23 protein-coding genes and 3 tRNA genes are annotated in these 24,579 nt (G+C 46.7%); 3 read left to right on the top strand and 23 right to left on the bottom strand.

The annotated features are described in order from the left end of the window. Nucleotides 1-15: 15 nt before the first annotated feature. Nucleotides 16-615, bottom strand: coding sequence for a YitT family protein (locus tag JQC93_RS08355; RefSeq protein WP_205157976.1), 600 nt, complete (start codon nt 613-615; stop codon nt 16-18). A gap of 358 nt (nt 616-973) precedes the next feature. Here JQC93_RS08355 and glyA point away from each other — a divergent pair, with 358 nt between their 5' ends. Then, entirely contained in the window at nt 974-2,224 is a 1,251-nt protein-coding gene (gene glyA, locus JQC93_RS08350; RefSeq protein WP_205157975.1) for a serine hydroxymethyltransferase, read from the top strand. A 76-nt stretch (nt 2,225-2,300) separates the two neighbouring features. Here glyA and JQC93_RS08345 read toward each other — a convergent pair whose 3' ends face one another. The 13 genes from JQC93_RS08345 to leuS form a co-directional block, all read right to left on the bottom strand. After that, on the bottom strand, nt 2,301-2,627 hold the full coding sequence (locus tag JQC93_RS08345) for a hypothetical protein (RefSeq protein WP_205157974.1): 327 nt from the start codon (nt 2,625-2,627) through the stop codon (nt 2,301-2,303). A 139-nt stretch (nt 2,628-2,766) separates the two neighbouring features. Continuing rightward, complete coding sequence (gene lipA, locus JQC93_RS08340; protein ID WP_084886955.1) at nt 2,767-3,732, bottom strand: lipoyl synthase; 966 nt, start codon at nt 3,730-3,732, stop codon at nt 2,767-2,769. After that, nucleotides 3,729-4,385: a lipoyl(octanoyl) transferase LipB gene (gene lipB, locus JQC93_RS08335; protein WP_205157973.1), complete on the bottom strand. Its 657-nt coding sequence runs from the start codon at nt 4,383-4,385 to the stop codon at nt 3,729-3,731. The genes lipA and lipB overlap by 4 nt, the downstream gene beginning before the upstream one ends. A gap of 35 nt (nt 4,386-4,420) precedes the next feature. After that, a complete protein-coding gene (ybeD, locus tag JQC93_RS08330; RefSeq protein WP_084886959.1) occupies nt 4,421-4,690 on the bottom strand; it encodes a DUF493 family protein YbeD in 270 nt (89 codons plus the stop codon). Nucleotides 4,691-4,804: 114 nt separating this feature from the next. Next, nucleotides 4,805-5,953, bottom strand: coding sequence for a serine hydrolase (locus tag JQC93_RS08325; protein ID WP_236009441.1), 1,149 nt, complete (start codon nt 5,951-5,953; stop codon nt 4,805-4,807). Between the two features lie 155 nt (nt 5,954-6,108). Beyond that, nucleotides 6,109-6,906, bottom strand: coding sequence for a septal ring lytic transglycosylase RlpA family protein (locus JQC93_RS08320; protein ID WP_205157971.1), 798 nt, complete (start codon nt 6,904-6,906; stop codon nt 6,109-6,111). Nucleotides 6,907-6,919: 13 nt separating this feature from the next. Continuing rightward, nucleotides 6,920-8,044 (bottom strand): rod shape-determining protein RodA, encoded by a 1,125-nt coding sequence (gene rodA / locus JQC93_RS08315; RefSeq protein ID WP_205157970.1) that lies wholly within the window; start codon nt 8,042-8,044, stop codon nt 6,920-6,922. After that, the gene (gene mrdA / locus JQC93_RS08310; protein ID WP_205157969.1) at nt 8,041-9,936 is read right to left on the bottom strand and encodes a penicillin-binding protein 2; all 1,896 of its coding nucleotides are present in this window, start codon (nt 9,934-9,936) and stop codon (nt 8,041-8,043) included. The genes rodA and mrdA overlap by 4 nt, the downstream gene beginning before the upstream one ends. Before the next feature lie 6 nt (nt 9,937-9,942). Then, nucleotides 9,943-10,413 carry a 23S rRNA (pseudouridine(1915)-N(3))-methyltransferase RlmH gene (gene rlmH / locus JQC93_RS08305; RefSeq protein ID WP_205157968.1) on the bottom strand — a complete coding sequence of 157 codons (471 nt, stop codon included), beginning with the start codon at nt 10,411-10,413 and terminating at the stop codon, nt 9,943-9,945. Nucleotides 10,414-10,416: 3 nt separating this feature from the next. Then, a complete protein-coding gene (rsfS, locus tag JQC93_RS08300; RefSeq protein WP_084886971.1) occupies nt 10,417-10,734 on the bottom strand; it encodes a ribosome silencing factor in 318 nt (105 codons plus the stop codon). A 9-nt stretch (nt 10,735-10,743) separates the two neighbouring features. Then, entirely contained in the window at nt 10,744-11,778 is a 1,035-nt protein-coding gene (holA, locus tag JQC93_RS08295) for a DNA polymerase III subunit delta (protein WP_205157967.1), read from the bottom strand. Between the two features lie 18 nt (nt 11,779-11,796). Next, nucleotides 11,797-12,372 carry an LPS-assembly lipoprotein LptE gene (locus JQC93_RS08290; RefSeq protein ID WP_205158045.1) on the bottom strand — a complete coding sequence of 192 codons (576 nt, stop codon included), beginning with the start codon at nt 12,370-12,372 and terminating at the stop codon, nt 11,797-11,799. A gap of 129 nt (nt 12,373-12,501) precedes the next feature. Beyond that, on the bottom strand, nt 12,502-15,075 hold the full coding sequence (gene leuS, locus JQC93_RS08285) for a leucine--tRNA ligase (RefSeq protein ID WP_205157966.1): 2,574 nt from the start codon (nt 15,073-15,075) through the stop codon (nt 12,502-12,504). A 119-nt stretch (nt 15,076-15,194) separates the two neighbouring features. On the opposite strand from leuS, the gene JQC93_RS08280 reads away from it, so the two are divergent. Further along, nucleotides 15,195-15,665, top strand: a complete 471-nt coding sequence (locus tag JQC93_RS08280) for a zinc ribbon-containing protein (RefSeq protein WP_205157965.1) — start codon at nt 15,195-15,197, stop codon at nt 15,663-15,665. Nucleotides 15,666-15,791: 126 nt separating this feature from the next. On the opposite strand, the gene lnt is transcribed toward JQC93_RS08280, so the two are convergent. The 5 genes from lnt to miaB all read right to left on the bottom strand — a co-directional run bounded on the left by lnt (nt 15,792) and on the right by miaB (nt 21,421). Continuing rightward, entirely contained in the window at nt 15,792-17,309 is a 1,518-nt protein-coding gene (gene lnt, locus JQC93_RS08275; protein ID WP_205158044.1) for an apolipoprotein N-acyltransferase, read from the bottom strand. A 13-nt stretch (nt 17,310-17,322) separates the two neighbouring features. Continuing rightward, nucleotides 17,323-18,216: a CNNM family magnesium/cobalt transport protein CorC gene (corC, locus tag JQC93_RS08270; RefSeq protein WP_205157964.1), complete on the bottom strand. Its 894-nt coding sequence runs from the start codon at nt 18,214-18,216 to the stop codon at nt 17,323-17,325. A 64-nt stretch (nt 18,217-18,280) separates the two neighbouring features. Then, the gene (gene ybeY / locus JQC93_RS08265; protein WP_205157963.1) at nt 18,281-18,745 is read right to left on the bottom strand and encodes an rRNA maturation RNase YbeY; all 465 of its coding nucleotides are present in this window, start codon (nt 18,743-18,745) and stop codon (nt 18,281-18,283) included. Between the two features lie 25 nt (nt 18,746-18,770). Further along, nucleotides 18,771-19,871: a PhoH family protein gene (locus JQC93_RS08260; RefSeq protein ID WP_205157962.1), complete on the bottom strand. Its 1,101-nt coding sequence runs from the start codon at nt 19,869-19,871 to the stop codon at nt 18,771-18,773. Nucleotides 19,872-19,996: 125 nt separating this feature from the next. Then, nucleotides 19,997-21,421 (bottom strand): tRNA (N6-isopentenyl adenosine(37)-C2)-methylthiotransferase MiaB, encoded by a 1,425-nt coding sequence (miaB, locus tag JQC93_RS08255; RefSeq protein WP_205157961.1) that lies wholly within the window; start codon nt 21,419-21,421, stop codon nt 19,997-19,999. 221 nt (nt 21,422-21,642) lie between these two features. Between miaB and JQC93_RS08250 the strand changes: the two genes are divergently transcribed. Then, nucleotides 21,643-22,809, top strand: coding sequence for an FAD-dependent oxidoreductase (locus tag JQC93_RS08250; protein WP_205157960.1), 1,167 nt, complete (start codon nt 21,643-21,645; stop codon nt 22,807-22,809). 13 nt (nt 22,810-22,822) lie between these two features. Here the strand turns inward: JQC93_RS08250 and JQC93_RS08245 are convergent, their stop codons facing one another. The 4 genes from JQC93_RS08245 to JQC93_RS08230 form a co-directional block, all read right to left on the bottom strand. Further along, entirely contained in the window at nt 22,823-23,875 is a 1,053-nt protein-coding gene (locus tag JQC93_RS08245; protein WP_205157959.1) for a lactonase family protein, read from the bottom strand. A gap of 317 nt (nt 23,876-24,192) precedes the next feature. Continuing rightward, a tRNA-Leu gene (locus JQC93_RS08240) sits at nt 24,193-24,277 on the bottom strand. Nucleotides 24,278-24,356: 79 nt separating this feature from the next. Continuing rightward, nucleotides 24,357-24,433 (bottom strand) — tRNA-Met (locus JQC93_RS08235). 25 nt (nt 24,434-24,458) lie between these two features. Beyond that, nucleotides 24,459-24,543: transfer RNA gene (locus JQC93_RS08230), tRNA-Leu, on the bottom strand. Nucleotides 24,544-24,579 lie beyond the last annotated feature (36 nt).

Raw genomic sequence — 24,579 nt, 5'->3', positions numbered from 1 at the left:
ATGCTGCCTGTTTTTTTATTTGTAGTTGACGGCATACCGAGTCGGTTTGTGGTTCATCCACAATATAATATTGATGGCGATAGCAGCTCCAATAGACCAAGCGATTTGTACCGGTGAAATAAAGTACAGTGACGCCACTAGAATGGAAGCATCAATAACCAGCTGCGTCTTACCTACCGATATGCCTGTCTTGTCTTGAATCACTAGACACAACACATTGGATCCACCAAGGCTGGCACGATGTCGAAATAAGATCAGTAGTCCTAGTCCAATCAACAGTCCGCCAATGATGGCACTGTAGGCGATATTGAGTCCTTCAAATTGGACAAAATGATGCAGATTATCGGTGAAAATTGAAACTAGAGTAACCGCGATCAAACTATTGACCGTGAATCTAGGTCCAAGGCGTGACCAAGCCAAGAAGTAAAACGGTATGTTAATTAAAAAATAGGTGGTACCAAAACTTAGCGGTGCGAACTGATTAAACAGTAGCGCCAGACCAGCTGTTCCGCCAACGACCATTGAAGAGGTCTTAAGAAAAAAGATGCCTTGCGCGACAAGCAGCGTGCCGGTCAACATTGCGGCACAATCTTCCATAAAAGTGTGTTTTTCCATTTTCTTTTTGTAAGTTGATGCGATTTAGCGCGAGATTCTAGTGAAACTTACGGTGAGATAGAAGTTTTTTGAACTTTTAAAATTCTGTTTAGGTGTTTACTCAGATTTACACATTGTGTGTACAAGCCACTGTTTTTTCGGTAAGTGTCTGATGTGAAATGCTAACCATCAATTTCCTTTGATTGCATCATGAATAAACTTCATGCAATTATGTTGAATATAGGGGTTTCTGCATCTAACCAAATTCGGTAGAATCCACTCAACTATTATTGAACCGAAAACGTTTGCGTCACTGAGAAAAGTGCTAATAATCGGTTTTTCGGTTCTAAAGTCGTTTACTCTGATTCAGGAGAGAGAGATGTTAAAGCGTGATATGAACATTGCAGATTACGATGCAGAATTGTTCGCGGCTATTCAGGAAGAGACTCAACGTCAAGAAGAGCACATCGAGCTAATCGCTTCCGAAAACTACACCAGCCCACGAGTGATGGAAGCTCAAGGCTCTCAGCTTACTAATAAGTATGCTGAAGGTTACCCAGGCAAGCGTTACTACGGCGGTTGTGAGTATGTAGATAAAGCCGAAGCTCTTGCTATTGATCGCGCTTGTGAGCTATTTGGTTCTGAATACGCTAACGTACAGCCACACTCAGGCTCTCAAGCCAACAGTGCGGTTTACATGGCCCTGCTTAACCCAGGTGATACTGTGCTAGGTATGAGCTTGGCGCATGGTGGCCACTTAACGCACGGCTCTCCAGTTAACTTTTCTGGTAAGCACTACAACGTTATTCCTTACGGTATCGACGAAGCTGGCCAAATTAACTACGACGAGATGGAAGCTCTAGCTCTAGAGCACAAACCAAAAATGATCATTGGTGGTTTCTCAGCGTATTCGCAAGTTGTTGATTGGGCGCGCATGCGTGAAATTGCCGATAAAGTCGATGCGTACCTGTTTGTCGATATGGCACACGTTGCGGGATTGATTGCAGCGGGTGAATACCCAAGTCCTGTAAAACACGCACACGTAGTCACGACCACAACACACAAAACATTGGCTGGCCCTCGCGGCGGTCTTATTTTGTCTGATGCTGGCGAAGACATGTACAAGAAACTGAATTCTGCTGTCTTCCCTGGCGGTCAAGGCGGTCCATTGATGCACGTAATCGCTGCGAAAGCGGTGGCGTTTAAAGAGGCGATGGAGCCAGAGTTTAAAGCCTACCAAGCTCGCGTTGTGAAGAATGCGAAAGCGATGGTGGCTCAGTTCCAAGAGCGTGGTTACAAGATTGTGTCTAACAGCACCGAAAATCACCTGTTCCTTGTCGATCTGATCGACAAAGACATCACCGGTAAAGAAGCGGACGCTGCGCTGGGTGCTGCAAACATCACCGTGAACAAAAACTCTGTACCTAATGATCCTCGCAGTCCTTTTGTCACCTCGGGCATTCGTGTTGGTACTCCAGCAATTACTCGTCGCGGCTTCACAGAAGCAGACGCAGTAGAGTTGGCAAATTGGATGGCTGATGTGTTGGATAACATCGACAACCAAGAAGTGATTGAAGCGACTAAAGCTAAAGTGCTTGAGATTTGTAAGCGTCTACCTGTTTACGCTTAATCGAAAAAGCAAATGAAAAGGGGTCATGGCAATTGCCATGACCCCTTTTTTAATGTTTGCTATTTAGTCTTGAGCTTTATTTTTTGCTAATACTGATCAGTGTGCCTGATTTACAGCTGAACGAGTAGTATCGGTTGCTCTCACTAAATTTACCCAGACCTTCACCGTCGCAGTAATCTAGGTTGATATCACGCATTACGTCGAGTGTTTTTTCGTTTTGTAAGGCGAACTTAGAGCCGTCAGAACAGATGATACGAACGCGCCCATCATCAGATACTGAATAGACGTCGACTTCTGTATTACACAGCTCAAAAGAAGCTTCACGGTAGTTGTCTTGAGTCGTTGGGGTGTTCATACAGCCAGCAAATAAAAACACTGGAATAAGTAGGGCAAGTTGCTTCATTGTATCATCCTTGTTAATTACGTCTTGCTAACAAGCATAATCAATAGTGATGAAAAAAGAAAATGAAGTTCTCAGATATTAAAACGGGGTGATTGGTTTCTTACCAACACCCCGTGCTTGTCACACTATTGAGAAGTGGTTATTTCACTTCTTCGCCTTTTGCTTGCAGATCGGCATGGTATGAAGAGCGAACAAATGGACCACATGCAGCATGAGTAAACCCAAGCTCCAATGCAATCTCTTTAAGCTCTTCAAATTCTGCTGGTGGCACATAGCGCTCTACCGGTAGGTGATGTCGACTAGGCGCGAGGTATTGTCCCAATGTCAGCATAGTGACGCCATGCGCTCGCAAGTCCTTTAACACTTCTACAATCTCTTCTTTGGTCTCACCCAAGCCCATCATTAGGCCCGATTTCGTTGGGATGTCAGGGTGCTGCTGCTTAAACTTCTTCAGCAGATCTAAAGACCATTGATAGTTAGCGCCTGGGCGAACTTTTCGGTACAGGCGAGGCGCTGTTTCGAGGTTGTGGTTAAACACATCGGGTGGACACTCTTTTAACTGATCGAGTGCTTTGTCCATCCGGCCGCGAAAATCAGGGACCAGCGTTTCGATTTGAATGTTTGGGCTGAGTGCGCGGATCTCGCGATTACAATCAGCAAAGTGCTTTGCACCGCCATCACGAAGGTCATCACGGTCGACTGAAGTGATCACCACATAGCGAAGCGCCATGTCTTTAATGGTTTGTGCAAGCTTAGTTGGCTCTTGCGCTTCTGGAGGAAGCGGGCGGCCATGAGCAACATCACAGAAAGGACAGCGCCTTGTGCAGATGGCACCCAAAATCATGAAAGTAGCGGTACCGTGATTAAAACACTCAGCTAGGTTGGGGCATGAGGCCTCTTCACACACCGAGTGAAGATTGTTTTTACGCATAGCCGATTTAATGTCTTGAATACGCTTACTGTCACTTGGCAGCTTGATTTTCATCCATTCAGGCTTGCGTAGCATTTCCTTAGGCGCAGTTTCGACGGTTTTAGTTGGGATCAATGCCATTTTGTCGGCGTCGCGATACTTGACCCCTTTCTCCATTTGAATCGGTTTGCTCATGCTAAAACTCTTGTTGTGTGCTCGACGGATTGATAATCAAGCTGTGATGTTAACTGTTGCAGTAGATCTTGTGCAACCTTGTCTATGTCTTGTGGGCCACCTAATTGTGACACCTGAACCATCTCCATCCCTTGGTAACCACAAGGGTTGATACGCAAAAACGGTGATAAGTCCATGTTTACATTGAGTGCGAGGCCATGAAAGGAGCACCCTTTGCGTATACGCAGTCCTAACGAAGCGACTTTTTTACCTTCGACGTAAACACCTGGCGCGTCTGGCTTAGCTGCAGAGTTGATGGCGTATTGTTTTAGGGTATTGATGATGATGGTTTCAATGTGTGTAACCAGTTCGCGAACTCCCATGTCTTTGCGGCGTAAATTTAGTAAAAAATACACCACCAATTGACCGGGACCATGATAGGTCACTTGCCCCCCGCGATCGCTTTGAACAACAGGTATATCGCCTGTTTCCAATAGGTGCTCAGCTTTACCTGCTTGCCCTTGAGTAAACACAGGATTGTGTTCAACAATCCATACCTCATCGGTCGTTTCGTCGGTGCGCGTATCGGTAAAATCGTGCATCGCTTGCCAAACGGGCTGATAATCTTGGCGTCCTAATAAACGTATAGTTAGGGCTTTTGGATCGGCTGGCATGTTTATCTCTGGTCGAGGGGTCAAAAATTGGGGTACTACAGTACCATACGGACGATATCTATCTCGCCCAATTCTTTATACAGAATTTCTACTTGTTCAATGGACGTCGCAGTGATGCTAATCGACACTGAGTGGTAGTTTCCTTTGGCACTAGGTTTCACTGTTGGGCTGTAATCGCCAGGGGCATGCTTTTGGATCACTTCTAGGACCAAATCAGGCAGCTCAGGCTTTGCATAGCCCATCACCTTATAGGTGAATTGACATGGAAACTCTAAAAGATCTTTCAATTTTGGTTGCTCTTGCATGGCAAACTCCAACGAATAATGACAGGGCGAATAGTACTTGGCTACTCAATAAAACTCAATAAACAACAAAGCCGCTATCAGAGCGGCTTTGTTTCGTTAATCTTGTGGGATAGATTATTTGAACCAACTCTTAAACAGCAAGATGATGTAATCCATAAGGCGGCTGAACAAGCTACCTTCATTGACATCTTCTAATGCAAGCAGTGGGTATTGCGCTACATCTTCACCATCAACTTGATAATAAAGCGTGCCCACTACGTCACCCTGAGAGATGGGGGCTTGTAGCTCTTTTTCAAGTACAAAGCTGGCTTTCAGGTTTTTAGCAACGCCACGAGGAAGAGTGACATAAGTATCTTCGTTCACACCCAGTGCGACAGTTTCTTGAGAACCCATCCAAATCTTTTCATCAATGAAGGTTTCGCCTTTTTTGTGCGGCGCTACAGTTTCAAAGAAACGGAAGCCGTAGTTAAGCAATTTTTTGCTTTCTGCTTTACGGGCGTTAGCACTGTCGGTACCCATGACTACCGCAACAAGACGCATCTTACCTTCGGTTGCCGAGCTTACTAAGCTATAACCCGCTTGACTAGTGTGACCGGTTTTAATGCCGTCCACATTCATACTTTTATCCCACAACAGGCCATTGCGGTTGTATTGGGTAATGTCGTTGTAGGTAAATTGCTTTTCTGCGTAAAGCGCATACTCTTCAGGCACATCACGAATGAGCGCTTGTCCTAACAGACCCATGTCGTAAGGTGTTGAATACAAGCGATCATGATCTAAGCCGTGGACATTCGCAAAGTTTGTGTTGCTCATTCCTAAAGAAGAAGCCCACGCATTCATCAAGTCTACAAACGCATCTTCTGAGCCAGCAACATGTTCTGCCATCGCCACACACGCATCATTGCCCGACTGGATGACTATGCCGCGGTTTAACTCGTCGACAGTGACCGTGGTGCCCACTTCAATAAACATTTTTGAAGAGTCAGGAAAGTTTTTTGCCCAAGCATTTTTACTGATCACGACTTTATCGTCAGAACTGATGTTACCGCGCTTGAGCTCTTGGCCAATGACGTAACTGGTCATCATCTTGGTTAGACTGGCTGGCGACAATTGCTCGTCTTTATTTTTCTCAGCGAGTATTGCGCCAGAATGGTAATCCATTAGCACAAAGCCTTTTGCTGAGACTTGAGGAGCATCGGGTACCACAATCGGAGCCGCTGTTGCGCAGGAAGCCACAACAGCCAGCGCACCTGCGATAGCCATTTTAAAACGTACGTTAGATAAGGTGATTTTCATTATGAGTGCAATCGTATCCGTGAATTCAAACAATCAGACGGTATCTTAGCAGAATTCACCGTTAAGGCTAGACTCGCTAAGCGTTTATAGAAACAACGAAATGTAAATTTGTTAACGAATCCTCACTTTTCGAGGCGTTTTTTTGTGATGAAAGCATCAGAGTAACCTTCATTTTTAACGGTCTTTAGTGTGGTTTGTACAGTCTGATAGTCACTAAAAGGTCCCATAAATATCTTTGTAAGATCATCATTTCGTTCTAGATAACCTGCCTGTTTGGTCAGATCGACCAATCTGGAAAGTACGTCGTGAGCGCGTTGATGGTTCGAACTTGCAGCAACTTGTATTGCATAGTGCTGCGTCGCTTTGGGGGAAGGAGCTTGCGTCGTGGTAATATGCTCAATCTTTACATTGGCCGTGCCAGTCTTGATGACATCTAACTTAGTTGCCGCTGCGTAGCTTAAATCAATAATGCGCCCTTCATGAAAGGGCCCACGATCGTTAACACGGACGATAGCGGTTTTGTTATTGTCTAAGTTGGTGACCTTTACGTAACTTGGTATTGGTAGGGTTTTATGCGCTGCACTCATTGAGTACATGTCATAAGTTTCACCGTTGGATGTGAGATGTCCGTGAAATTTGCTGCCATACCATGACGCTTCACCTTGTTGGGTGAAATTGGTTGGATCGTGAATAATCGCATAGCGTTGTCCACGCAATGTGTAGTCCTTGTTTCCGCCAAGGCTATATTTTTCGTACTTTGGTGTGGCGTCTTCGATGTGCGCGACATCCAGAGGTCGCTCAGGCGCTTTATCGTCCTTTAAACTGTACCGTCCGCCGCTCGTTGAGCATCCGACTAACACTGCTAGGAGTGTACTTATGGTGAGCAGTCTGAACAGTTTCAATGGTTTAACTCCATGCATGGTATAAATATCGTTAGGTAGATTTGGACAGCATTTTTCGGTGCGTTTGGATGGACATCAAAATGCCAAATCCGGCCATAAGCGTCATCATTGAGGTTCCACCATAACTGATGAGGGGCAGGGGAACACCAACAACGGGTAAGATTCCACTCACCATACCAATGTTTACGAATATGTAGACAAAAAAGCTTAATACAATACTTCCCGCCATCATTCGACCAAACGCGGTTTGAGCTTGCGATGCCAACAAAAGCCCCCGGCCTATGATGAATAAATACAGCACCAAAAGCATGAGCACGCCAATAAGCCCCCATTCTTCAGCGATAACCGCAAAAATAAAGTCAGTGTGCCGCTCCGGTAAAAATTCGAGTTGGGATTGAGTGCCTTGTAACCACCCTTTGCCTGATACGCCACCCGAACCAATCGCGATCTTACTTTGAATAATGTGGTAGCCCGCGCCGAGAGGATCCGATTCTGGATCAAATAAGGTGCGCACTCGTACCTTTTGGTACTCACGTATAAATCCTAAAAACCAAAGAGCTGGGGCTAAAATCCCGACAAATAGACCGGCAGAAAATATGATTCTCCAGCTAATACCAGCCAAAAAGATAACAAATATTCCGGATGCAGCAATCAAAATAGACGTACCAAGGTCGGGCTGTTTCGCAATGAGCAGTGTCGGGAAAAGCACCATCATTAGAGAGATGGCTAGCGTTTTAAACGATGGCGGCAATGACTGACGACCAACATATCGCGCCACCATCAAAGGCACAGCAAGCTTCATTAGTTCTGAGGGTTGGAATCGAATAAAGCCTAAATTAAGCCAGCGCTGTGCGCCTTTAGAGGCCTCACCAAAAAAAAGTACACCTAGTAGCAAAATGATGCCAGCCGCAAATAAAAACGGTGCGCTGGCTTCGTAGGTGCGGGGCGTGATTTGAGCGAGCACCACCATTACACCGAGTGAGAGGACCATGCGCATAAATTGACGCTCCATCATCGCTACATTCTGACCGCTCGCGCTGTACATGACTAACATCGAAACCGCCATGAGTAGGATTAATCCAAGAACCAAAGGCAGGTCTAGGTGAATTCGTTCGAACAGTGAACGGCTTTTACCTGTAGTAGGATCTAGCTTCATGAAGGGTTCTCGTCGGTTAACGTCGTTTTATCGATTAGAATGTGGTCAAAGATACGGCGAACTACGGGTGCCCCATTCGTGGAGCCGCCACCGGCATTCTCTAGTACGATGGTTACCACGACCTGAGGATCGTCTAAAGGTGCAAAACCTGTAAACAAGGCATGATCCCGCAAGTGTTCCGCTAACTCGTCAGCGTTATACTCTTGGTCTTCGGCTAAGCCAAAGACTTGAGCGGTACCCGATTTACCTGCACTAAGATAAGGCGTGTCTGCAAAGGCGCGCCGAGCGGTGCCTTTTTTGCCGTAGTTCACCAGCTTCATACCTTCAAATGCAACATTCCAATAGCGTTCATCCACTTCGCTGACCGGTGGGTAAGATTCAGGAACACTATAATCTTTCAAATGCTGATTGCTGACATTATCCATGGTGGCCATAAGGAGGTGGGGCGCAATGACTTCTCCTCGATTGACCAGCACAGAGGTTGCCTTCGCCAGCTGCATAGGTGTTGCGGTCCAATAACCTTGTCCAATGCCTACAGGAATGGTGTCACCCTGATACCAAGGCGTACGATGGCGCGCCATTTTCCACTCGCGTGTGGGCATATTGGCTTTGCTTTCCTCATGAATATCAATGCCTGTGTAGTCACCAAAGCCGAACATCATCATCCATTGAGAAAGTCGATCAATACCAAGATCATACGCAATCTGATAGAAGAAGGTATCGACAGACTCTTCTATCGCCTTAACAATATCGACTTTACCGTGCCCCCAGCGTAGCCAATCACGGAACGGCTTAGTTTTAGAGTTGGGAATTTTCCAATAGCCTGGGTCGTTACGTGTTGTATTGGTGGTGATGACACCTTCTTCTAGCGCCGCGACTGCGATAAAGGGTTTGACGGTAGACGCAGGCGGGTAAATCCCTAACGTAGAACGATTGACCAGTGGGCGGTTTTTGTCGTTAAGTAACGCGTTATAGTCTTTACTAGAGATCCCATGCACAAAGGAGTTTGGATCGTAGCTTGGGCTCGATACCATCGCCAACACGCCATTTGTGCTTGGATCTAGCACAACCGCAGAACCTCGGCGTTTATCTAGCAGTCCATACACATACGTCTGCAAGTCTAAGTCTAGATTGAGGACTAAGTCTTTACCTGGTATAGGCGGGACATATTTTAACGTGCGGATCACTCGACCGCGACTGTTCACCTCTACCTCTTGGTAGCCTGCTGTGCCGTGTAAGATGGTTTCGTAGTAGCGTTCTATACCAAGTTTACCAATGTCTCGAGTCGCTTGGTAATTAGTGTACTGTTCTTCTCGGACAAGCCGTTGCACGTCGCGATCGTTTATTCGCGATACATAACCCAGTACATGGGTCAGCATTTTTCCGTGAGGGTAGTAACGCTTAAGGGCAGCGTTAATCTCAACGCCAGGAAATTTGTGCTGATTGACCGCAAAGATTGAACGGGTTTCTTCATCCAACTGACTGACGATTGGGATTGCTTTAAAGCGGCGAGAGCGTTTTCTGTCGCGGTGGAATCGCTCGACTTGTTCGTCAGTAATGGTTATCAGTGTACGCAGATCGGCGATGGTCTGGTCAATGTCGCTGATTTTTTCAGGGATCAGCTCGAGGCTAAATACCGGTTTGTTTTCTGCGAGTATTTTACCATTTCTGTCGTAGATTAATCCGCGATTGGGTGCAATTGGGACGACTTTGATTCTATTATCGTTAGAGCGAGTTTTATAATCTTGAAACTCGCTGACTTGGATTGTATAGAGGTTAGCCACAAGCGCACCCATCATCACCACTATCCCCAAAAAGGCAACAATGGCTCGACGAGCAAACAGCTGAGACTCTTGTTTGTGGTCTCTTAAGTGGGTGCGCTGCTTCTTCATTTCACTCTATTCTCTGTGGTACGGGTGGTTAGCTGTCACGCTCCAAGCGCGATATAGGCTTTCGGCCATCACGATTCTTACTAGAGGGTGAGGCAGTGTCAATGCAGAAAGCGACCAACTTTGATCGGCTGCAGCTTTACAAGCCGGTGCCAAGCCTTCTGGCCCACCTATCAAAATAGAGACGTCTCTGCCATCCAGTTTCCAATGCTCTAATTGCTGAGCAAGTTGTGGGGTATCCCATTTTTTACCAGGGATATCGAGAGTGACAATCCGGTTGCCCTTTGGCACAGCCGCAAGCATGGCTTCCCCTTCTTTTTGCAGGATCCGTGCGATATCGGCATTTTTGCCCCGTTTGCCTGCCGATATTTCGACGAGCTCTAACGGCATGTCGTGAGGAAATCGGCGCTTGTACTCCTGAAAACCTTCTTCGACCCATTTGGGCATTTTAGTGCCCACGGCAACCAGTTGAAGCTTCACGGTTTAGCTCCACAGTTTTTCAAGTTGATAAAGCTCTCGATGTTCTTGTTGTAGAATGTGAACCATCGCATCGCCCATATCGAGCACGACCCACTCACCTTCAATTTCTCCGTCCATACCAAGTGGCTCTAGGCCCTTCGATTTCGCTTCTTGAGCAATGTGTTCGGCAATCGACGAAACATGGCGTTTTGAGGTGCCGGTACAAATGATCATCGTATCGGTAATGCTGGATTTTCCGGTAACGTCGAGTGTGATGATGTTTTCGGCTTTCATATCGTCGGCTTTGTCAGCCAAAAAGTCACAAAGTTGTTGTTGTAGCAAGGTGTTGTCCTAGTGTTGTCGTTGTGGCGTTATACCGAGTGCGCTCGGTACACAAGTTGCCAATGTAAAATGTTGCATAGCTAACCAGTGATTAGCCTCGTAATCAGTCTTGACCGATCGCTCCAGTTGCGCAAGTAACTGGATAAGCTTTGTTAAGTGTGTCTGAGACAATCTTGTCAGCGCGGCTTGGTATTGGGGCCGCTTGCTGGACCAAATTCTATGTTGGTCAAAAAGAGTGTTTACTGGAGTCGTTAGCATTTGCTGAGACAATGAGGCCAATAATAGCAACTCTTTCTGCACAGTACGCAGCATAATCACTGGTTCGACACCTTCGGCTTTTAGCTCAGACAGTACTCGCAATGCACGATTTGATTTTCCTGCTAGCATCGCATCTGTCCAGTGGAACACGGTAAAGTGATTGTGCCGGCTGAGAGACTCTTTGACACGGTTTAACGTCAGCTGTTTATCTGGGTAGATCAGCAGCAGCTTTTGTAAGCTCTGACTCAGTGCTAATAAATTGCCTTCATGCCAGTGCGCTAGAAGTTGTACCGCCTCAGCATCAGCTTGCAATCCTAATGCATGGCAACGCTGACGCACAAATTGCGGTAAGCGGCTGCTATCCGGTGTCATGCAACTGATGCAGCAGCCTTGTTTGGTTAAGGCTTTATACCACTTGCTGCTTTCTACTTGTTTGTTGAGCTTTGATGCGGTTAACAACAGCAGTGTATCAGGCGTCAATTGTTCCACTAACGACACTAACTGCTTGGCGTTCGCAGCCCCTGGACCAGAATCTGGAATGGTCAACTCAACTAAGTTTTTTGACGCGAAAAGACTCATCGCCGTACACGCGTTGTTGATGGCATTCCAATCGGCTTGATTATCGAGTACAAATGGCGCAGCGGCTTCGAAACCGTGCGATACCGCCATGTCTCGCAGCGTTTCACGTGACTCGTTGACCAACAGCGGCTCGTTTCCAGCGACAAAGTATATGGGGTGAGTTTGACGCTGAAGGTGAGTGACAAGTTTGTCTGCAAAAATCTTCACAATACAGTCTTATGGACTCTAAGGCGTTGCAAGTGAGGGTTCGCTATCATCATCGTCAAAATCGACCTCGACTTCTTTGTAAGGGCTAGTGAATTCTTCGCTCTCTTTGAGACGGGCAAGTTGGCGGATTATCTGCTGCGCAGCCTGGCCACGCATTTCATCTTCAATTTGATCACGCTCGACCGACTTAGCCAAAACGGTTAAAGGGTTATCTAAAAAGCTGCGGGTCACTTTAGCGCTAAATGATGTTGCCCCTTCATTCGGAATGGTAACTCGATAATTGGCCACGTAGGTGAGTTCTTTTTCTGCGGCGCGACTGTTTTGGTAAAGAGACAGTGTTCGCTCACTTACAGACTCACTCGCCAAATGCAGGTTGGGGGTGTTTGCAGCCGGAGTAACAACTTCGATTCCATTCATACGAAGCTCGGAATTAATGCGTCGTACTAAAGGTGAGTACTGGTCGAAACTGGTCACTGAAAGTGTGCCGATGTTTTCAGGAACGAAATAGTCACCGCGGAAGTGGAAACCACATCCCGCTAAAATGCTAGAGATAAATAGAGCCGAGATGAGTTTAACACTCAATGATTTGTACATGGATACCACAGCGTATTGGTTAAGCCTATGTTTACTGCCAATACTACTTTGTAAAGCAGCAAACATAGACGCTCTCGTAAGAGCGAAATCTAGACATTGCCGCATTACGGCAATGTCTATAAGTAGGAATTAGTTAGCAACGATGTTCAGTAGCTTACCAGGTACGTAAATCACTTTACGAACCGTTTTCCCTTCGGTGAATTTCACCACATTTTCGTCGTTAAGACCAAGTGCTTCAACGTCGTCTTTTGATGCATCTGCAGCAACCGTAAGTTTTGCACGCAATTTGCCATTTACTTGAACAACAATCAGCTTCTCGTCTTCAACCAGTGCTTTCTCGTCGTGTTTTGGCCATGCGGTGTTATCGATGTCTGTTTCACCCAAAGCTGTCCACATTTCAAAACTGATGTGTGGAGTGATTGGGTAGAGCATCACAATGATGGCTTTAAGCGCTTCATCAAGGATAGCACGGTCTTGCGCTGTCTCTTGTGGTGCTTTGCCCAGTTTGTTCATCAATTCCATGATCGCAGCAATTGCGGTGTTAAAGGTTTGACGACGGTCGATGTCATCAGTCACTTTAGCAATGGTCTTGTGCACATCACGGCGTAGTGCTTTTTGGTCAGAGGTAAGAGCGGCTGCATCAAGAGCTGGAGCGGCCCCTTTTTCAGTGTGGTCCTTAACCAGTTTCCAAACACGTTTCAAGAAACGGTTAGCACCTTCAACACCAGATTCTTGCCACTCAAGGGTCATGTCTGCTGGTGACGCAAACATCATAAATAGACGCACAGTATCGGCGCCGTATTTGTCGACCATTTCTTGAGGGTCAATGCCGTTGTTTTTAGACTTAGACATTTTGATCATGCCTGAATGTTCGACACTGCGACCTTGGGTATCAATGGCGCTGGTAATGCGACCTTTGCCATCGCGATCGACGTTGACGTCGGTTGGGGCAATCCACTCTTTAGTGCCTTTGTCGTTGGTGTGGTAGAACGCGTCTGCCAGTACCATACCTTGACACAGTAATTTCTTAAACGGCTCATCAGAAGTGACGTAGCCTGCATCACGCAGCAATTTGTGGAAGAAACGTGAGTACAATAGGTGCATTACTGCGTGCTCAATGCCGCCAACGTATTGATCCACAGGTAGCCAGTAGTTGGCTTTTTCTGAATCAACAATTGCGTCAGCTTGTGGGCTACAGTAGCGTGCGTAGTACCAAGACGATTCCATAAAGGTATCGAAGGTGTCGGTTTCACGCAGTGCTGGTTCACCGTTGAACGTGGTCTTCGCCCACTCTTTATCGGCCTTAATTGGGCTTGTTACACCATCCATGACCACGTCTTCTGGCAAAATGACAGGAAGTTGATCGGCTGGAACTGGATGGACTTCACCATCTTCAGTCGTAACCATCGGGATTGGAGAACCCCAGTAGCGCTGACGTGAAACACCCCAGTCGCGAAGACGGAAGTTTACGGTCTTCACACCTTTTTCTTCAGCTTCAAGTTTTGCCGCGATGGCATTAAAGGCCGCTTGGAACTCTAAACCATCAAATTCGCCTGAATCAAACAGGATACCTTTTTCTGTGTACGCCTCAGTCGAAACGTCCAGCTCTGAGCCATCGATAGGTTTGATTACCGGTACAATGTCTAGGCTGTATTTGGTCGCAAATTCGTAATCTCGCTGATCGTGTGCGGGTACCGCCATTACTGCGCCTGTACCGTAGTCCATCAACACGAAGTTTGCGACAAATACTGGCACTTCACGGCCGTTCAATGGGTGAATCGCGGTAAGGCCAGTCGCCATACCTTTCTTCTCCATTGTTGCCATGTCAGCTTCTGCAACTTTGTTGTTCTTACATTCTTCGATAAAGTCTGCAAGCTCGGCATTACTTTGAGCGGCAGCAGCTGCCAGAGGGTGACCTGCTGCAATACCAACGTAAGTCACGCCCATGAGCGTGTCTGGACGAGTGGTATATACCTCAAGATCGTTGTGGCCTTTAACTTCAAACTTAAGCTCAACACCTTCTGAGCGGCCAATCCAGTTGCGCTGCATGGTTTTAACCATTTCTGGCCAACCATCTAGATTGTCGAGGTCATCAAGTAGCTCTTGCGCGTATTCGGTGATCTTAATAAACCACTGAGGAATTTCTTTTTGTTCAACAGGGGTGTCACAGCGCCAGCAGCAGCCATCTTCAACTTGCTCGTTCGCCAGTACCGTTTGATCATTAGGACACCAGTTAACCGAAGCCGTTTTCTTATAGACCAAGCCTTTGTCGTAAAGCTTAGTGAAAAACTCTTGTTCCCAGCGGTAGTATTCTGGCGTACAAGTGGCAAATTCACGATCCCAGTCGTAACCAAAGCCCAGCAATTTTAGCTGGTTCTTCATGTACTCGATGTTTTCGTACGTCCAAGGTGCAGGAGCGGTTTTGTTTTTTACAGCCGCGTTTTCTGCTGGAAGTCCGAATGCATCCCATCCAATAGGTTGCATGACGTTTTTGCCTTGCAAACGCTGGAAACGAGACACAACGTCACCTATGGTGTAATTACGTACGTGACCCATATGCAGTCGACCACTTGGGTAAGGGAACATCGACAGGCAGTAGAATTTTTCTTTATTTGGGTCTTCACTTACAACAAAGGTCTTATTGTTGTCCCAAAGCTCTTGAACTTTTTGTTCAATCTGTTGCGGGTTGTATTGCTCTTGCATTAATGCTGTCCGTTTTTTGGAATCTGTGAGATCGGTAAAACCAGATCATTATTGATCAGCATAGAATACCTAAAGGAACCACTGGCAACAATAGTCAAAGTGACGATTGGGAGGTTTGTATGCCAAAACGTAAAACTGGTTATGAAGAAATGCTCACTGGAGTGGTCGATTCGCTCAAACACAGCCCAGAAGAACTGTCCAATGCACTCGATAAGTCAGCCGAAGTGGTTCAAGCCGCCAACGAGATGACAAAAGATGAGATGGCGTTGATTTCTGCCTATGTAAAATCGGATCTAAAAGCCTTTGCCAACGATTATGAGTCGAGCAAAAGTGGCCCTTTTTATCTAACTATCACTAATTCCATCTGGCAAGGCTTACTCGAAATCACCGATAGGACAAAAGTAGAGTGGGTGGAGCTGTTCCAAGATTTGGAGCATCAAGGTGTGTATCAAGCGGGGGAGATCATCGGTCTTGGCGTTTTGGTGTGTGAAAAATGCGGTCATCGTACCGAATATAATCATGCCACCGAAATTACACCGTGTTTGCAATGTGACCACCGCTCGTTTACTCGGCAGTCACTTAAGCCTTAACTATTGCCTTTCGCACTCATTTATAACTTAGTTATCAAGGGTGGAAAGCACACGTTTTGTCTTCTAATGGACACCTTGGCTCACTTAAATCATAAGTGAGCCAAATTTATAGATAAAAAAATGTGTCTAGCCTTTGGATTGTCTTAGGCTCAGAACGCTGATCATAAACAGAAGTAAAACCAGCAGCTTTAGCGGCAGGACACCAAAATTTAAGAAAGGAGTCACTCCTTGGGTGGGTGTTATTTCCGCTCGTAGCACCGCGGTGGTAAATTGCGGAATCTCTGCAACAATGTCCCCTTTATGGTCAGTGACCATGGTGACACCATTGTTGGTGGCACGGATTACTGGCTTACCCAATTCTAGTGCTCTCATTCGAGCAATTTCCATGTGCTGCCAAGGGCCAGCAGAGGTGCCAAACCAAGCATCGTTTGATAGTGTGAGGATATAGTCACTGTCTTGCGTAATATTGTCGCGAACCAATTGGTTAAAAATGATCTCGTAGCAGAGCGCGGTGACTAAATGATGATCGCCTGCGACTAAGTTAGGTTGAATTCGTTCGCCACGCGCAAACGACGACATTGGCAAATTAAAAAACGGCGCTAGAGGACGAAGCAAAGACTCTAGGGGGACGAACTCACCAAATGGCAACAGATGATATTTGTGATAGCGCTGCTGCGTTGCGTAGTCGTAAGCGTCGTGATTGGTTTTGCCTAACGTGATCACACTGTTGTAGTAGTCCCCTTGTTCAGCGGTGACGACTCCAGTGATGACGGCGCTGTTATTGAGTTTTGCTGCTTCATCGAGAGAGGTGAGAAAAGATCGAACTTCGCGCTCAAACGCAGGGATGGCGGCTTCTGGCCAGACAATAATGTCTGCGTCCCAATTTTCACGGGTTAAGTCCATAAATTTGAGCAGGGTAGGCCAGCGCTCCGCGGGCAGCCATTTTTTCTCTTGTGCAATATTACCTTGTACCAGTGCCACCGAAGTCACTTGGTCGTGATCAGGCGTCACCCAATCTGTTTTACCCGCTGTGACAGACAATAAGCCAATCGCAACAGTGGGAATTGCCCACTGCCATCGTTTATTCGTTACCGCAAAGTAGAGACCTAGCGAGCTGGCAACAACAGAAAGCGTCACTAAGTCGACACCACCTATTGGGGCAAAATTTGCGTAAGGTGAGTCAATCTGGCTATAGCCTAATAAGAGCCACGGAAAGCCAGTTAACATCCAGCCTCTAAGCCAATCAATACTAAGCCATGCAGCGATAAGGAACGCAAAGCTATGCGCGTTGTTCAGTTTCGGTGAATAGCGTCGATTAACGTAGCCGAATAAGGCTGGAAACAATGATAGATAGCTGACCAGCAAGAGCATTAAAAATAGGCTAGCAAGCTTTGGCATCCCGCCAAAGGTATCTATGGATACATGCACCCAACTAATACCAAAGCCAAATAACCCGAGACCATAGCTAAAACCACTCGCCAGACCTTGTTTAGCGGTCTGTTTGTGCTGTATTAGCAACAAAACAAGCACTGATGCAAACGCGATGGGCCAATATGAGTAGGGAGCAAAGGCTAGAGGGGTAACAGCGCCCACAAAAAAGGCCGCAAGCGGCCTTTTTAGGCGATGAATAATTGAAGAATTCATCATGGTGGATAGATTACTCAGGTTGTTTCGCTTCGACCACTTGATCGGGAACCGTAACTTGTAATTGAATGATTCGGCGATTGTCCGCAGACGTCACTTTGAATGATAGCTCATCGATATCAACCACTTCGCCACGGCTTGGTAGGTGACCAAATCGAGTCATGACTAAACCACCAACAGTATCGACTTCTTCATCACTTAAGGCTGTGCCAAACATGTCGTTAAAGTCATCAATCGGTGTAAGCGCTTTTACCGCGAAGGTATGCTTACTGAGTTTGCGAATATCTTGCTCTTCTTCGTCATCAAACTCATCTTCGATTTCGCCAACAATTTCTTCAAGAATGTCTTCGATGGTCACAAGACCCGATACACCCCCAAATTCATCGACAACGATCGCCATGTGATAGCGCTCTTCTCTGAACTCTTTTAGAAGTTTGTCGACACGCTTACTCTCTGGCACCACAACCGCTTGACGAAGCACTTGCTCAATATCGAACGGTGCACTGTCTGAGCCTAAGTACCCAAGTAGGTCCTTAGCCAGCAGTAGACCTTCAACATGGTCTTTGTCTTCATTAATGACTGGGTAACGGGAGTGTTGTGCATCAGTGATGATGTCGATCAGCTCGTCTAAGTTATGAGTGCGTTCCACCGTGACCATTTGCGAGCGAGGCAACATAATGTCTCTCACGCGTTGGTCAGCGATTTCCATCACCCCTTCGAGCATGTCGCGGGTGTCGTGGTCGATAAGGTCATTGACCTCCGAATCTCGGATCACATCAACCAGTTCTTGTTTATCCTTAGGGTCGCCGTTAAACAGCTGTGCTAAGCGTTCAAAGAAGGACTTCCGACTGGGACCTTCTGATTTTTCCTTCGTTCCTTCCGGAGACGTCGAATTGTCGTCGTTCATTGTTTCTCTTAAGTTAGCGCTACCGAAGTGGGATAGCTCACTGTAATCGCAGACGCGTGAGCGATTACGATTTTTCGCTTAGATAGGGGTCTTCAAACCCCATTCTTTGCAATATTTGAGTCTCAAGCGATTCCATTTCGGTCGCTTCTTCATCGTCAATATGATCATAACCTAGCAGATGTAGGGCACCATGCACAACCATATGTGCCCAATGTGCTGCTAAGGTCTTATCTTGGTCTTTCGCTTCTTGCTCGACAACCTGTTTGCAAATGATTAAATCGCCCAACAAATTGATCTCTACACCTGGTGGCGCCTCAAAAGGAAAAGAGAGCACATTGGTGGGTTTGTCTTTGCCACGATAATCGAAATTAAGCTGGTGACTCTCTTGCTCATCGACTAGGCGTACCGTGAGGTCAAACTCTTCATCGAGTTTTTCTGTTGCGGTATTTAGCCATAGCGACACTTGCTCTTCGCTAGGAAGGTTTTGCGACTCTTCGCACGCGATTTGAAAGTCTAGATTAATGCTCATTAGGTGTTCACCAGCCTATTAAAGATTATTTATTTGAGATAGCTTGCGCTTGTGAAAGTGCAGCGTCAGCGACTAACTTAGCTTCTCTGGCCTCGCGCTCTTCACGACGTTTTTTATCCATCGCTTTTTTCTCGAGAGCGTCTTTGGCTTCCCAGTTTTCGTACGCATTGACGATACGAGCAACCACAGGGTGTCTCACTACATCGTCTGACTGGAAGAAGTTAAAGCTGATGTCTTCGACGTCAGAAAGCACCTCAATGGCATGACGCAATCCTGAGCGTGCTCCACGAGGTAAGTCAATTTGGGTAACGTCACCTGTGATCACTGCGCGTGAATTGAAGCCAATACGCGTTAGGAACATTTTCATCTGCTCTACAGTGGTGTTTTGGCTTTCGTCCAAAATGATGAACGCATCATTAAGGGTACGCCCACGCATGTAAGCTAGTGGTGCGACTTCAATGACGTTACGCTCGATGAGTTTTTCTACTTTTTCAAAGCCGAGCATTTCAAACAATGCATCGTACAAAGGGCGCAAGTAAGGATCGACTTTTTGGCTTAAATCGCCTGGTAGAAAACCCAGCTTCTCACCCGCTTCAACAGCAGGTCGGGTCAGCAGAATACGGCGAATCTCTTGGCGCTCTAAGGCATCTACAGCCGCAGCAACCGCTAAATACGTCTTACCTGTACCCGCAGGACCGATACCGAAACTGATGTCATGGGTGACCATGTTCATCAAGTACTGACCTTGATTAGGGGTGCGAGGCTTGATGATGCCTTTTTTGGTCTTAATAAAGACTTCTTTGCCGACCGTAAACTCAGCTTCTTCGGTTTGCTCGAGCACGCCTGACTCTTTCACCGCTAAGTGAATTTGCTCAGGCTCAATATCGATTTGCTTGCCTTTTACCGGAGCGGTTTCGATGTAGAGGTGCTTAATGATATCCAGACCCGCAGCAGCAGTATGAGGTTTACCTACTATGGTGAAGAAATTTCCGCGGTAGTTGATTTCAACGCCTAGACGGCGCTCTAGATGTTTGATGTTGTCATCAAAAGGGCCACAAAGGCTGGACAGACGTTGGTTGTCTGCAGGTTCTAGATTAATTTCTAGAGTGACAATTTTATTGCTCAATTCACATCCCTTAAACTTAAAGAGCCCGATTGTGACCGGGCTCGTGTTTGTCTTTTTGTTGCGGCATTGCCGTTTCGATCTACTTCCAGTTTAGATCTGTTCAAACTGAAGATCTAGCGGAAGATCTATGGCGTAAACGTGGCCACACCCAATTCATCTTCGCGACGGGTTTTTTCCATCATCTGTTTTGGCGAGGTGATAGAGCGTAACCCAAGCTCTGCTTCGGTGCGCAGCAGTTCTGCACGTAGAGAGTTTGCGAACACGTCGGTAATTTTAACATCGACATATTGCCCAATTAAGTCAGCGGAGCCTTCAAAGTTCACTACACGGTTGTTTTCAGTACGACCGCGTAGTTCCATCAAATTCTTCTTAGATGGGCCTTCTACTAATATGCGCTGCTCAGTATCGAGCATTAAACGCGAGTAGCGCATAGCTTGGCTGTTGACCTGCTGCTGAAGCTCGTACAAGCGCTCTTTCTTCTCTTGCTCACTCAAATCACACGGGTAATCTGCCGCTGGCGTGCCAGGGCGAGGTGAGAAAATGAAGCTAAAGCTCATATCAAAGTCGACATCACGGATAAGCTTCATGGTGTCTTGGAAATCTTTGTCGGTTTCACCTGGAAAGCCAACGATGAAATCAGAGCTGATCTGAATGTCTGGGCGCGCTTTACGCAGCTTTCGAATAATAGATTTGTATTCGATGGCAGTGTGCGGCCTTTTCATCATGGTAAGAATGCGATCTGAACCACTTTGTACTGGCAAGTGCAGGAAACTCACAAGCTCTGGGGTGTCTTCGTAGACGGCAACGATGTCATCTGTGAATTCAAGTGGGTGGCTGGTGGTAAAGCGTAAACGGTCAATACCGTCGATAGACGCCACTAAGCGCAATAGCTCCGCAAAGCTGCAGATATCACCGTCATGAGTAGGACCACGGTATGCATTTACGTTTTGGCCAAGTAGGTTAACTTCACGTACCCCTTGCTCCGCAAGTTGTGCCACTTCAAACAATACATCGTCCATTGGACGGCTAACTTCTTCACCACGGGTGTAGGGAACCACGCAGTAAGTACAGTACTTTGAACAGCCTTCCATAATCGAAACGAACGCCGTTGCGCCTTCAGCGCGTGGCTCGGGCAAGCTATCGAATTTTTCGATTTCGGGGAAAGAGATGTCCATGACAGGCGCGTCATCATTTTGTGAACGCTTGATCATCTCTGGTAAGCGGTGCAGCGTTTGTGGACCAAAAATAACATCGACGTAAGGCGCTCGTTGACGAATGTGATCGCCCTCTTGAGTCGCAACACAGCCACCGACTCCGATCACGAGACCTGGCTTCTTGTCTTTGAGCGTTTTCCAACGACCCAATTGGTGGAATACTTTCTCCTGCGCTTTTTCGCGGATGGAGCAAGTATTGAGCAGCAGAACATCAGCCTCTTCTGGGACTTCGGTTAACTCGTAACCGTTAGCAGCATTTAATAAATCGGCCATCTTAGATGAATCGTATTCGTTCATCTGGCAGCCCCAGGTTTTAATCAGAAGTTTCTTACTCATGTCTGTTCGCTCGATCGTTAGTTTAAATAAGGGAGCAAAGCCCATTGTTATTTGGTTGCCGTTGTAGGAAATCTCACCACACACGGCAGGGCGCGTATTGTACTGGTTTCCACGCACTGTGACCAGAGCTAAAGCGCAGGGTGAATTTCTAAGTTTTAGCAGCAATCAATTTCACTTTTAAGTACAATCATTTGAGTACAGTTCTCAGCGTTATGGACAGCATGAAGCAATTTGATTTTACGATTATTGGCGGCGGAATGGTGGGCAGTGCAACTGCCATTGGATTAGCGAAACAGGGATGGAAGGTCGCGGTAGTCGAGGCTCAGCTACCTCAACCATTTAACCCAGAGCAATCTGTCGACTTGCGGGTCTCTGCTATTTCGGCGGGCTCGGTCAAATTGCTTAATGAACTGGGAGCTTGGGAAGGTATTTTGGCAAGGCGCTGTTGCCCCTATAAGCGCCTTGCGACATGGGAAAGTGATGGCTGCCAAATCGAGTTTAGTGCCGAGCAGTTAGCGTTAGAGTCGCTAGGCTACATGGTTGAGAATCGAGTCGTACAATTGGCTCTACTCGAGCAGTTCGAGCATTACCCAGAGATCGAGCTATTTTCCGGTGAGTATTTAGACCGTCTTACCCCGCAAAACACTGAGGGTGACGCCGCAGCAACCCTGGTTGCGCTGTCTAATGGAACCACGCTGAGTACTAAAACTATCATTGGCGCAGATGGCGCTAATTCGAAGGTGCGGCAGTTGTCCAACATAGGCATTACCGCATGGGATTATCGCCAGCACTGTATGCTTATTCATGTTGAAACGCAGCTGCCGCAACAAGACATTACGTGGCAATGGTTTACACCAACTGGGCCACGCTCCCTGCTACCACTTAATGGTCAACAAGCATCGCTGGTATGGTACGACGCGCCCGCGACGATCCGTGCTTTGAGTAAGATGAGTAATCGCCAGCTTGAAGAGGAAATTCATCGAGCGTTTCCGGCCAAATTAGGACAAGTTAAAGTCCTCAACCAAGGCAGTTTCCCCCTAACTCGGCGTCATGCCAATCATTACTTTGTTGGTCATACGGTGCTTGTCGGTGATGCCGCTCATACCATCAACCCGTTGGCAGGCCAAGGGGTCAACTTGGGCTTTAAAGATGTCATGGGATTGGTGGAGAGTGTGGCAAAGGAAGGGAACAACACCGATGCCTTTAAGCGTTATCATCGAATCAGATATCCCGATAACTTATTGATGCAAACCTCAATGGATCTTTTCTATAAAGGATTTAGCAATGATTTGGCAGGTCTAAAGTTTGCGCGTAATGCGGCGTTAAAGCTGGCGGATCGTAGCGGTGTGTTGAAAGAGAAAGCCCTAAAATACGCTTTAGGGCTCTAGTTTTTGGGCGCGATTAAAACAGCACACACACCGGTGAGCCTAAGCGTAATGTGTGAGGGGTATTGCTGAGTAATCCACTGTTTTGGTCAATATTTAAAACAGACAGAGTGTGGCTATGTTGGTTGCCGATAACCATCCACTGGCCACATGGTGATATCGAAAAGTCTCTTGGGAATTCTCCTCCACAATCAATGATTTGCAGGGGAGATAGCTCTCCACTATCAGAGACTCTAAAACTCACGATCTTATTTTGAGCACGCGCACTGGTATAGAGTGTACTGCCATCAGCTGAGAGCTTTATTGCCGCTGCTGCTTCTTGGGTTGGTTCGTTCTCTATAAGCGCAAGCTCATTATGCAGCCCCCACTCTTGTTGGTCATTCTTTCTATAGTGGCACACTGATTCCGATAGCTCACACAGGACATAGAGCTGATCTTCTGCTTCGTTAAGGACAACATGCCGAGGACCGCGACCTGCTGGTAACCTAATAACGCTCGATAGCGTTGCCTCACTCATATTCCCAGGCTGCGGCGTTAAGTCGAACAGCAGCACTTCATCGCACCCTAAATCGACCGCAAGCAGTTGCTTAGAATGGTTTAGAAACTGAACTTGGTGTAAATGAGCACTTTCTTGGCGGTGCAGAATTGGGCCAGTTCCTGAGCGGGTGATAGTACGAGACTGTGAAAGATCCTCACTATCAAGGAGGGTAATATTGCCACCCATATAGTGCGCCACGGCAATGCATTGATGTATTTCGCTGTAATCGATATGACAAGGAGCATCGCCTGTGATCTCGGTTGTAGACAACACTTCTTTTGACTTAGGGTCAACAATATTCAGATACGGTATCTGGGGCGTGCAGTGCTCTGTGACCACGGCTAGGTGAGCGTTTGCATTACACAAATAGGAGGGCTGTACGCAAGAGATGGCTGAGCGATCATGTGTCTTTTTGGCAAAGGACAACTTACCACTGTTACTGTCGAGAGCGACTTGTGTGAGTCCTGGATTGTAAGAAGGCTGGCTTGAATCATTGTCTGAGTAACTGCCAATCCACATTGAGTGTTGCATAGTGCGTCCTGCTGGCCTGAGATTATGGGCTGAATCATCTCAAATTGAGTAGCTGGTGCAAGTGCTATTGGCTGAATACATGATTGAACACTAATTATACCAACCAAAGCAATTAACTGGTCATTCTTGCTTGTTAAAATCGCTAATAGCGGCGTTAAAGATTTTGTAGGTAGAACAACTATCTACGGCAATCTTTACCTTGTTCGCAGTGACTTTACTACTGCAATATTCTGCGCAGTAGTTGGCTTTGATTGTTATTGACCAGCTAAATTATGCACAAATAAAAAGGGCTCGCTAAAAAGCGAGCCCTTAAAGGATGGTGCGGAAGGAGAGACTTGAACTCTCACACCTTGCGGCGCCAGAACCTAAATCTGGTGCGTCTACCAATTCCGCCACTTCCGCACAAATCTGTAGTCTTCGCTGACAATTGGTACTCAACGAGACGTTGTTTTCTTTATCTCTCTTTAATAAAAAGAAAGAATGGTGGCTACGACGGGATTCGAACCTGTGACCCCATCATTATGAGTGATGTGCTCTAACCAGCTGAGCTACGTAGCCACACTCGGCATCGCTGCCTTAATAATGGTGCGGAAGGAGAGACTTGAACTCTCACACCTTGCGGCGCCAGAACCTAAATCTGGTGCGTCTACCAATTCCGCCACTTCCGCACAAATTTTGTAGTCTAAGTTGAAAATTGGTACTCA

Origin of the sequence: Vibrio ulleungensis (assembly GCF_016900875.1) — a bacterium.
GTDB classification, from domain to species: Bacteria; Pseudomonadota; Gammaproteobacteria; order Enterobacterales; family Vibrionaceae; genus Vibrio; species Vibrio ulleungensis.
Note: the sequence above shows the minus strand (reverse complement) of the source record. Positions and strands in the feature narration are given on the sequence as shown.

What these genes read in the sequence shown, in the direction of transcription:
- JQC93_RS08280 (WP_205157965.1), top strand. Translation starts at nt 15,195, where the DNA reads ATGCCAAAACGTAAAACTGGTTATGAAGAAATGCTCACTGGAGTGGTC.
- mrdA (WP_205157969.1), bottom strand. Translation starts at nt 9,936, where the DNA reads ATGAAGAAGCAGCGCACCCACTTAAGAGACCACAAACAAGAGTCTCAG.
- JQC93_RS08290 (WP_205158045.1), bottom strand. Translation starts at nt 12,372, where the DNA reads ATGTACAAATCATTGAGTGTTAAACTCATCTCGGCTCTATTTATCTCT.
- glyA (WP_205157975.1), top strand. Translation starts at nt 974, where the DNA reads ATGTTAAAGCGTGATATGAACATTGCAGATTACGATGCAGAATTGTTC.
- ybeY (WP_205157963.1), bottom strand. Translation starts at nt 18,745, where the DNA reads ATGAGCATTAATCTAGACTTTCAAATCGCGTGCGAAGAGTCGCAAAAC.
- JQC93_RS08325 (WP_236009441.1), bottom strand. Translation starts at nt 5,953, where the DNA reads ATGGCTATCGCAGGTGCGCTGGCTGTTGTGGCTTCCTGCGCAACAGCG.
- lipA (WP_084886955.1), bottom strand. Translation starts at nt 3,732, where the DNA reads ATGAGCAAACCGATTCAAATGGAGAAAGGGGTCAAGTATCGCGACGCC.
- corC (WP_205157964.1), bottom strand. Translation starts at nt 18,216, where the DNA reads ATGAACGACGACAATTCGACGTCTCCGGAAGGAACGAAGGAAAAATCA.
- JQC93_RS08320 (WP_205157971.1), bottom strand. Translation starts at nt 6,906, where the DNA reads ATGCATGGAGTTAAACCATTGAAACTGTTCAGACTGCTCACCATAAGT.
- JQC93_RS08355 (WP_205157976.1), bottom strand. Translation starts at nt 615, where the DNA reads ATGGAAAAACACACTTTTATGGAAGATTGTGCCGCAATGTTGACCGGC.
- lnt (WP_205158044.1), bottom strand. Translation starts at nt 17,309, where the DNA reads ATGAATTCTTCAATTATTCATCGCCTAAAAAGGCCGCTTGCGGCCTTT.
- miaB (WP_205157961.1), bottom strand. Translation starts at nt 21,421, where the DNA reads ATGAGTAAGAAACTTCTGATTAAAACCTGGGGCTGCCAGATGAACGAA.
- rodA (WP_205157970.1), bottom strand. Translation starts at nt 8,044, where the DNA reads ATGAAGCTAGATCCTACTACAGGTAAAAGCCGTTCACTGTTCGAACGA.
- leuS (WP_205157966.1), bottom strand. Translation starts at nt 15,075, where the DNA reads ATGCAAGAGCAATACAACCCGCAACAGATTGAACAAAAAGTTCAAGAG.
- JQC93_RS08245 (WP_205157959.1), bottom strand. Translation starts at nt 23,875, where the DNA reads ATGCAACACTCAATGTGGATTGGCAGTTACTCAGACAATGATTCAAGC.
- lipB (WP_205157973.1), bottom strand. Translation starts at nt 4,385, where the DNA reads ATGCCAGCCGATCCAAAAGCCCTAACTATACGTTTATTAGGACGCCAA.
- JQC93_RS08345 (WP_205157974.1), bottom strand. Translation starts at nt 2,627, where the DNA reads ATGAAGCAACTTGCCCTACTTATTCCAGTGTTTTTATTTGCTGGCTGT.
- JQC93_RS08250 (WP_205157960.1), top strand. Translation starts at nt 21,643, where the DNA reads ATGAAGCAATTTGATTTTACGATTATTGGCGGCGGAATGGTGGGCAGT.
- ybeD (WP_084886959.1), bottom strand. Translation starts at nt 4,690, where the DNA reads ATGCAAGAGCAACCAAAATTGAAAGATCTTTTAGAGTTTCCATGTCAA.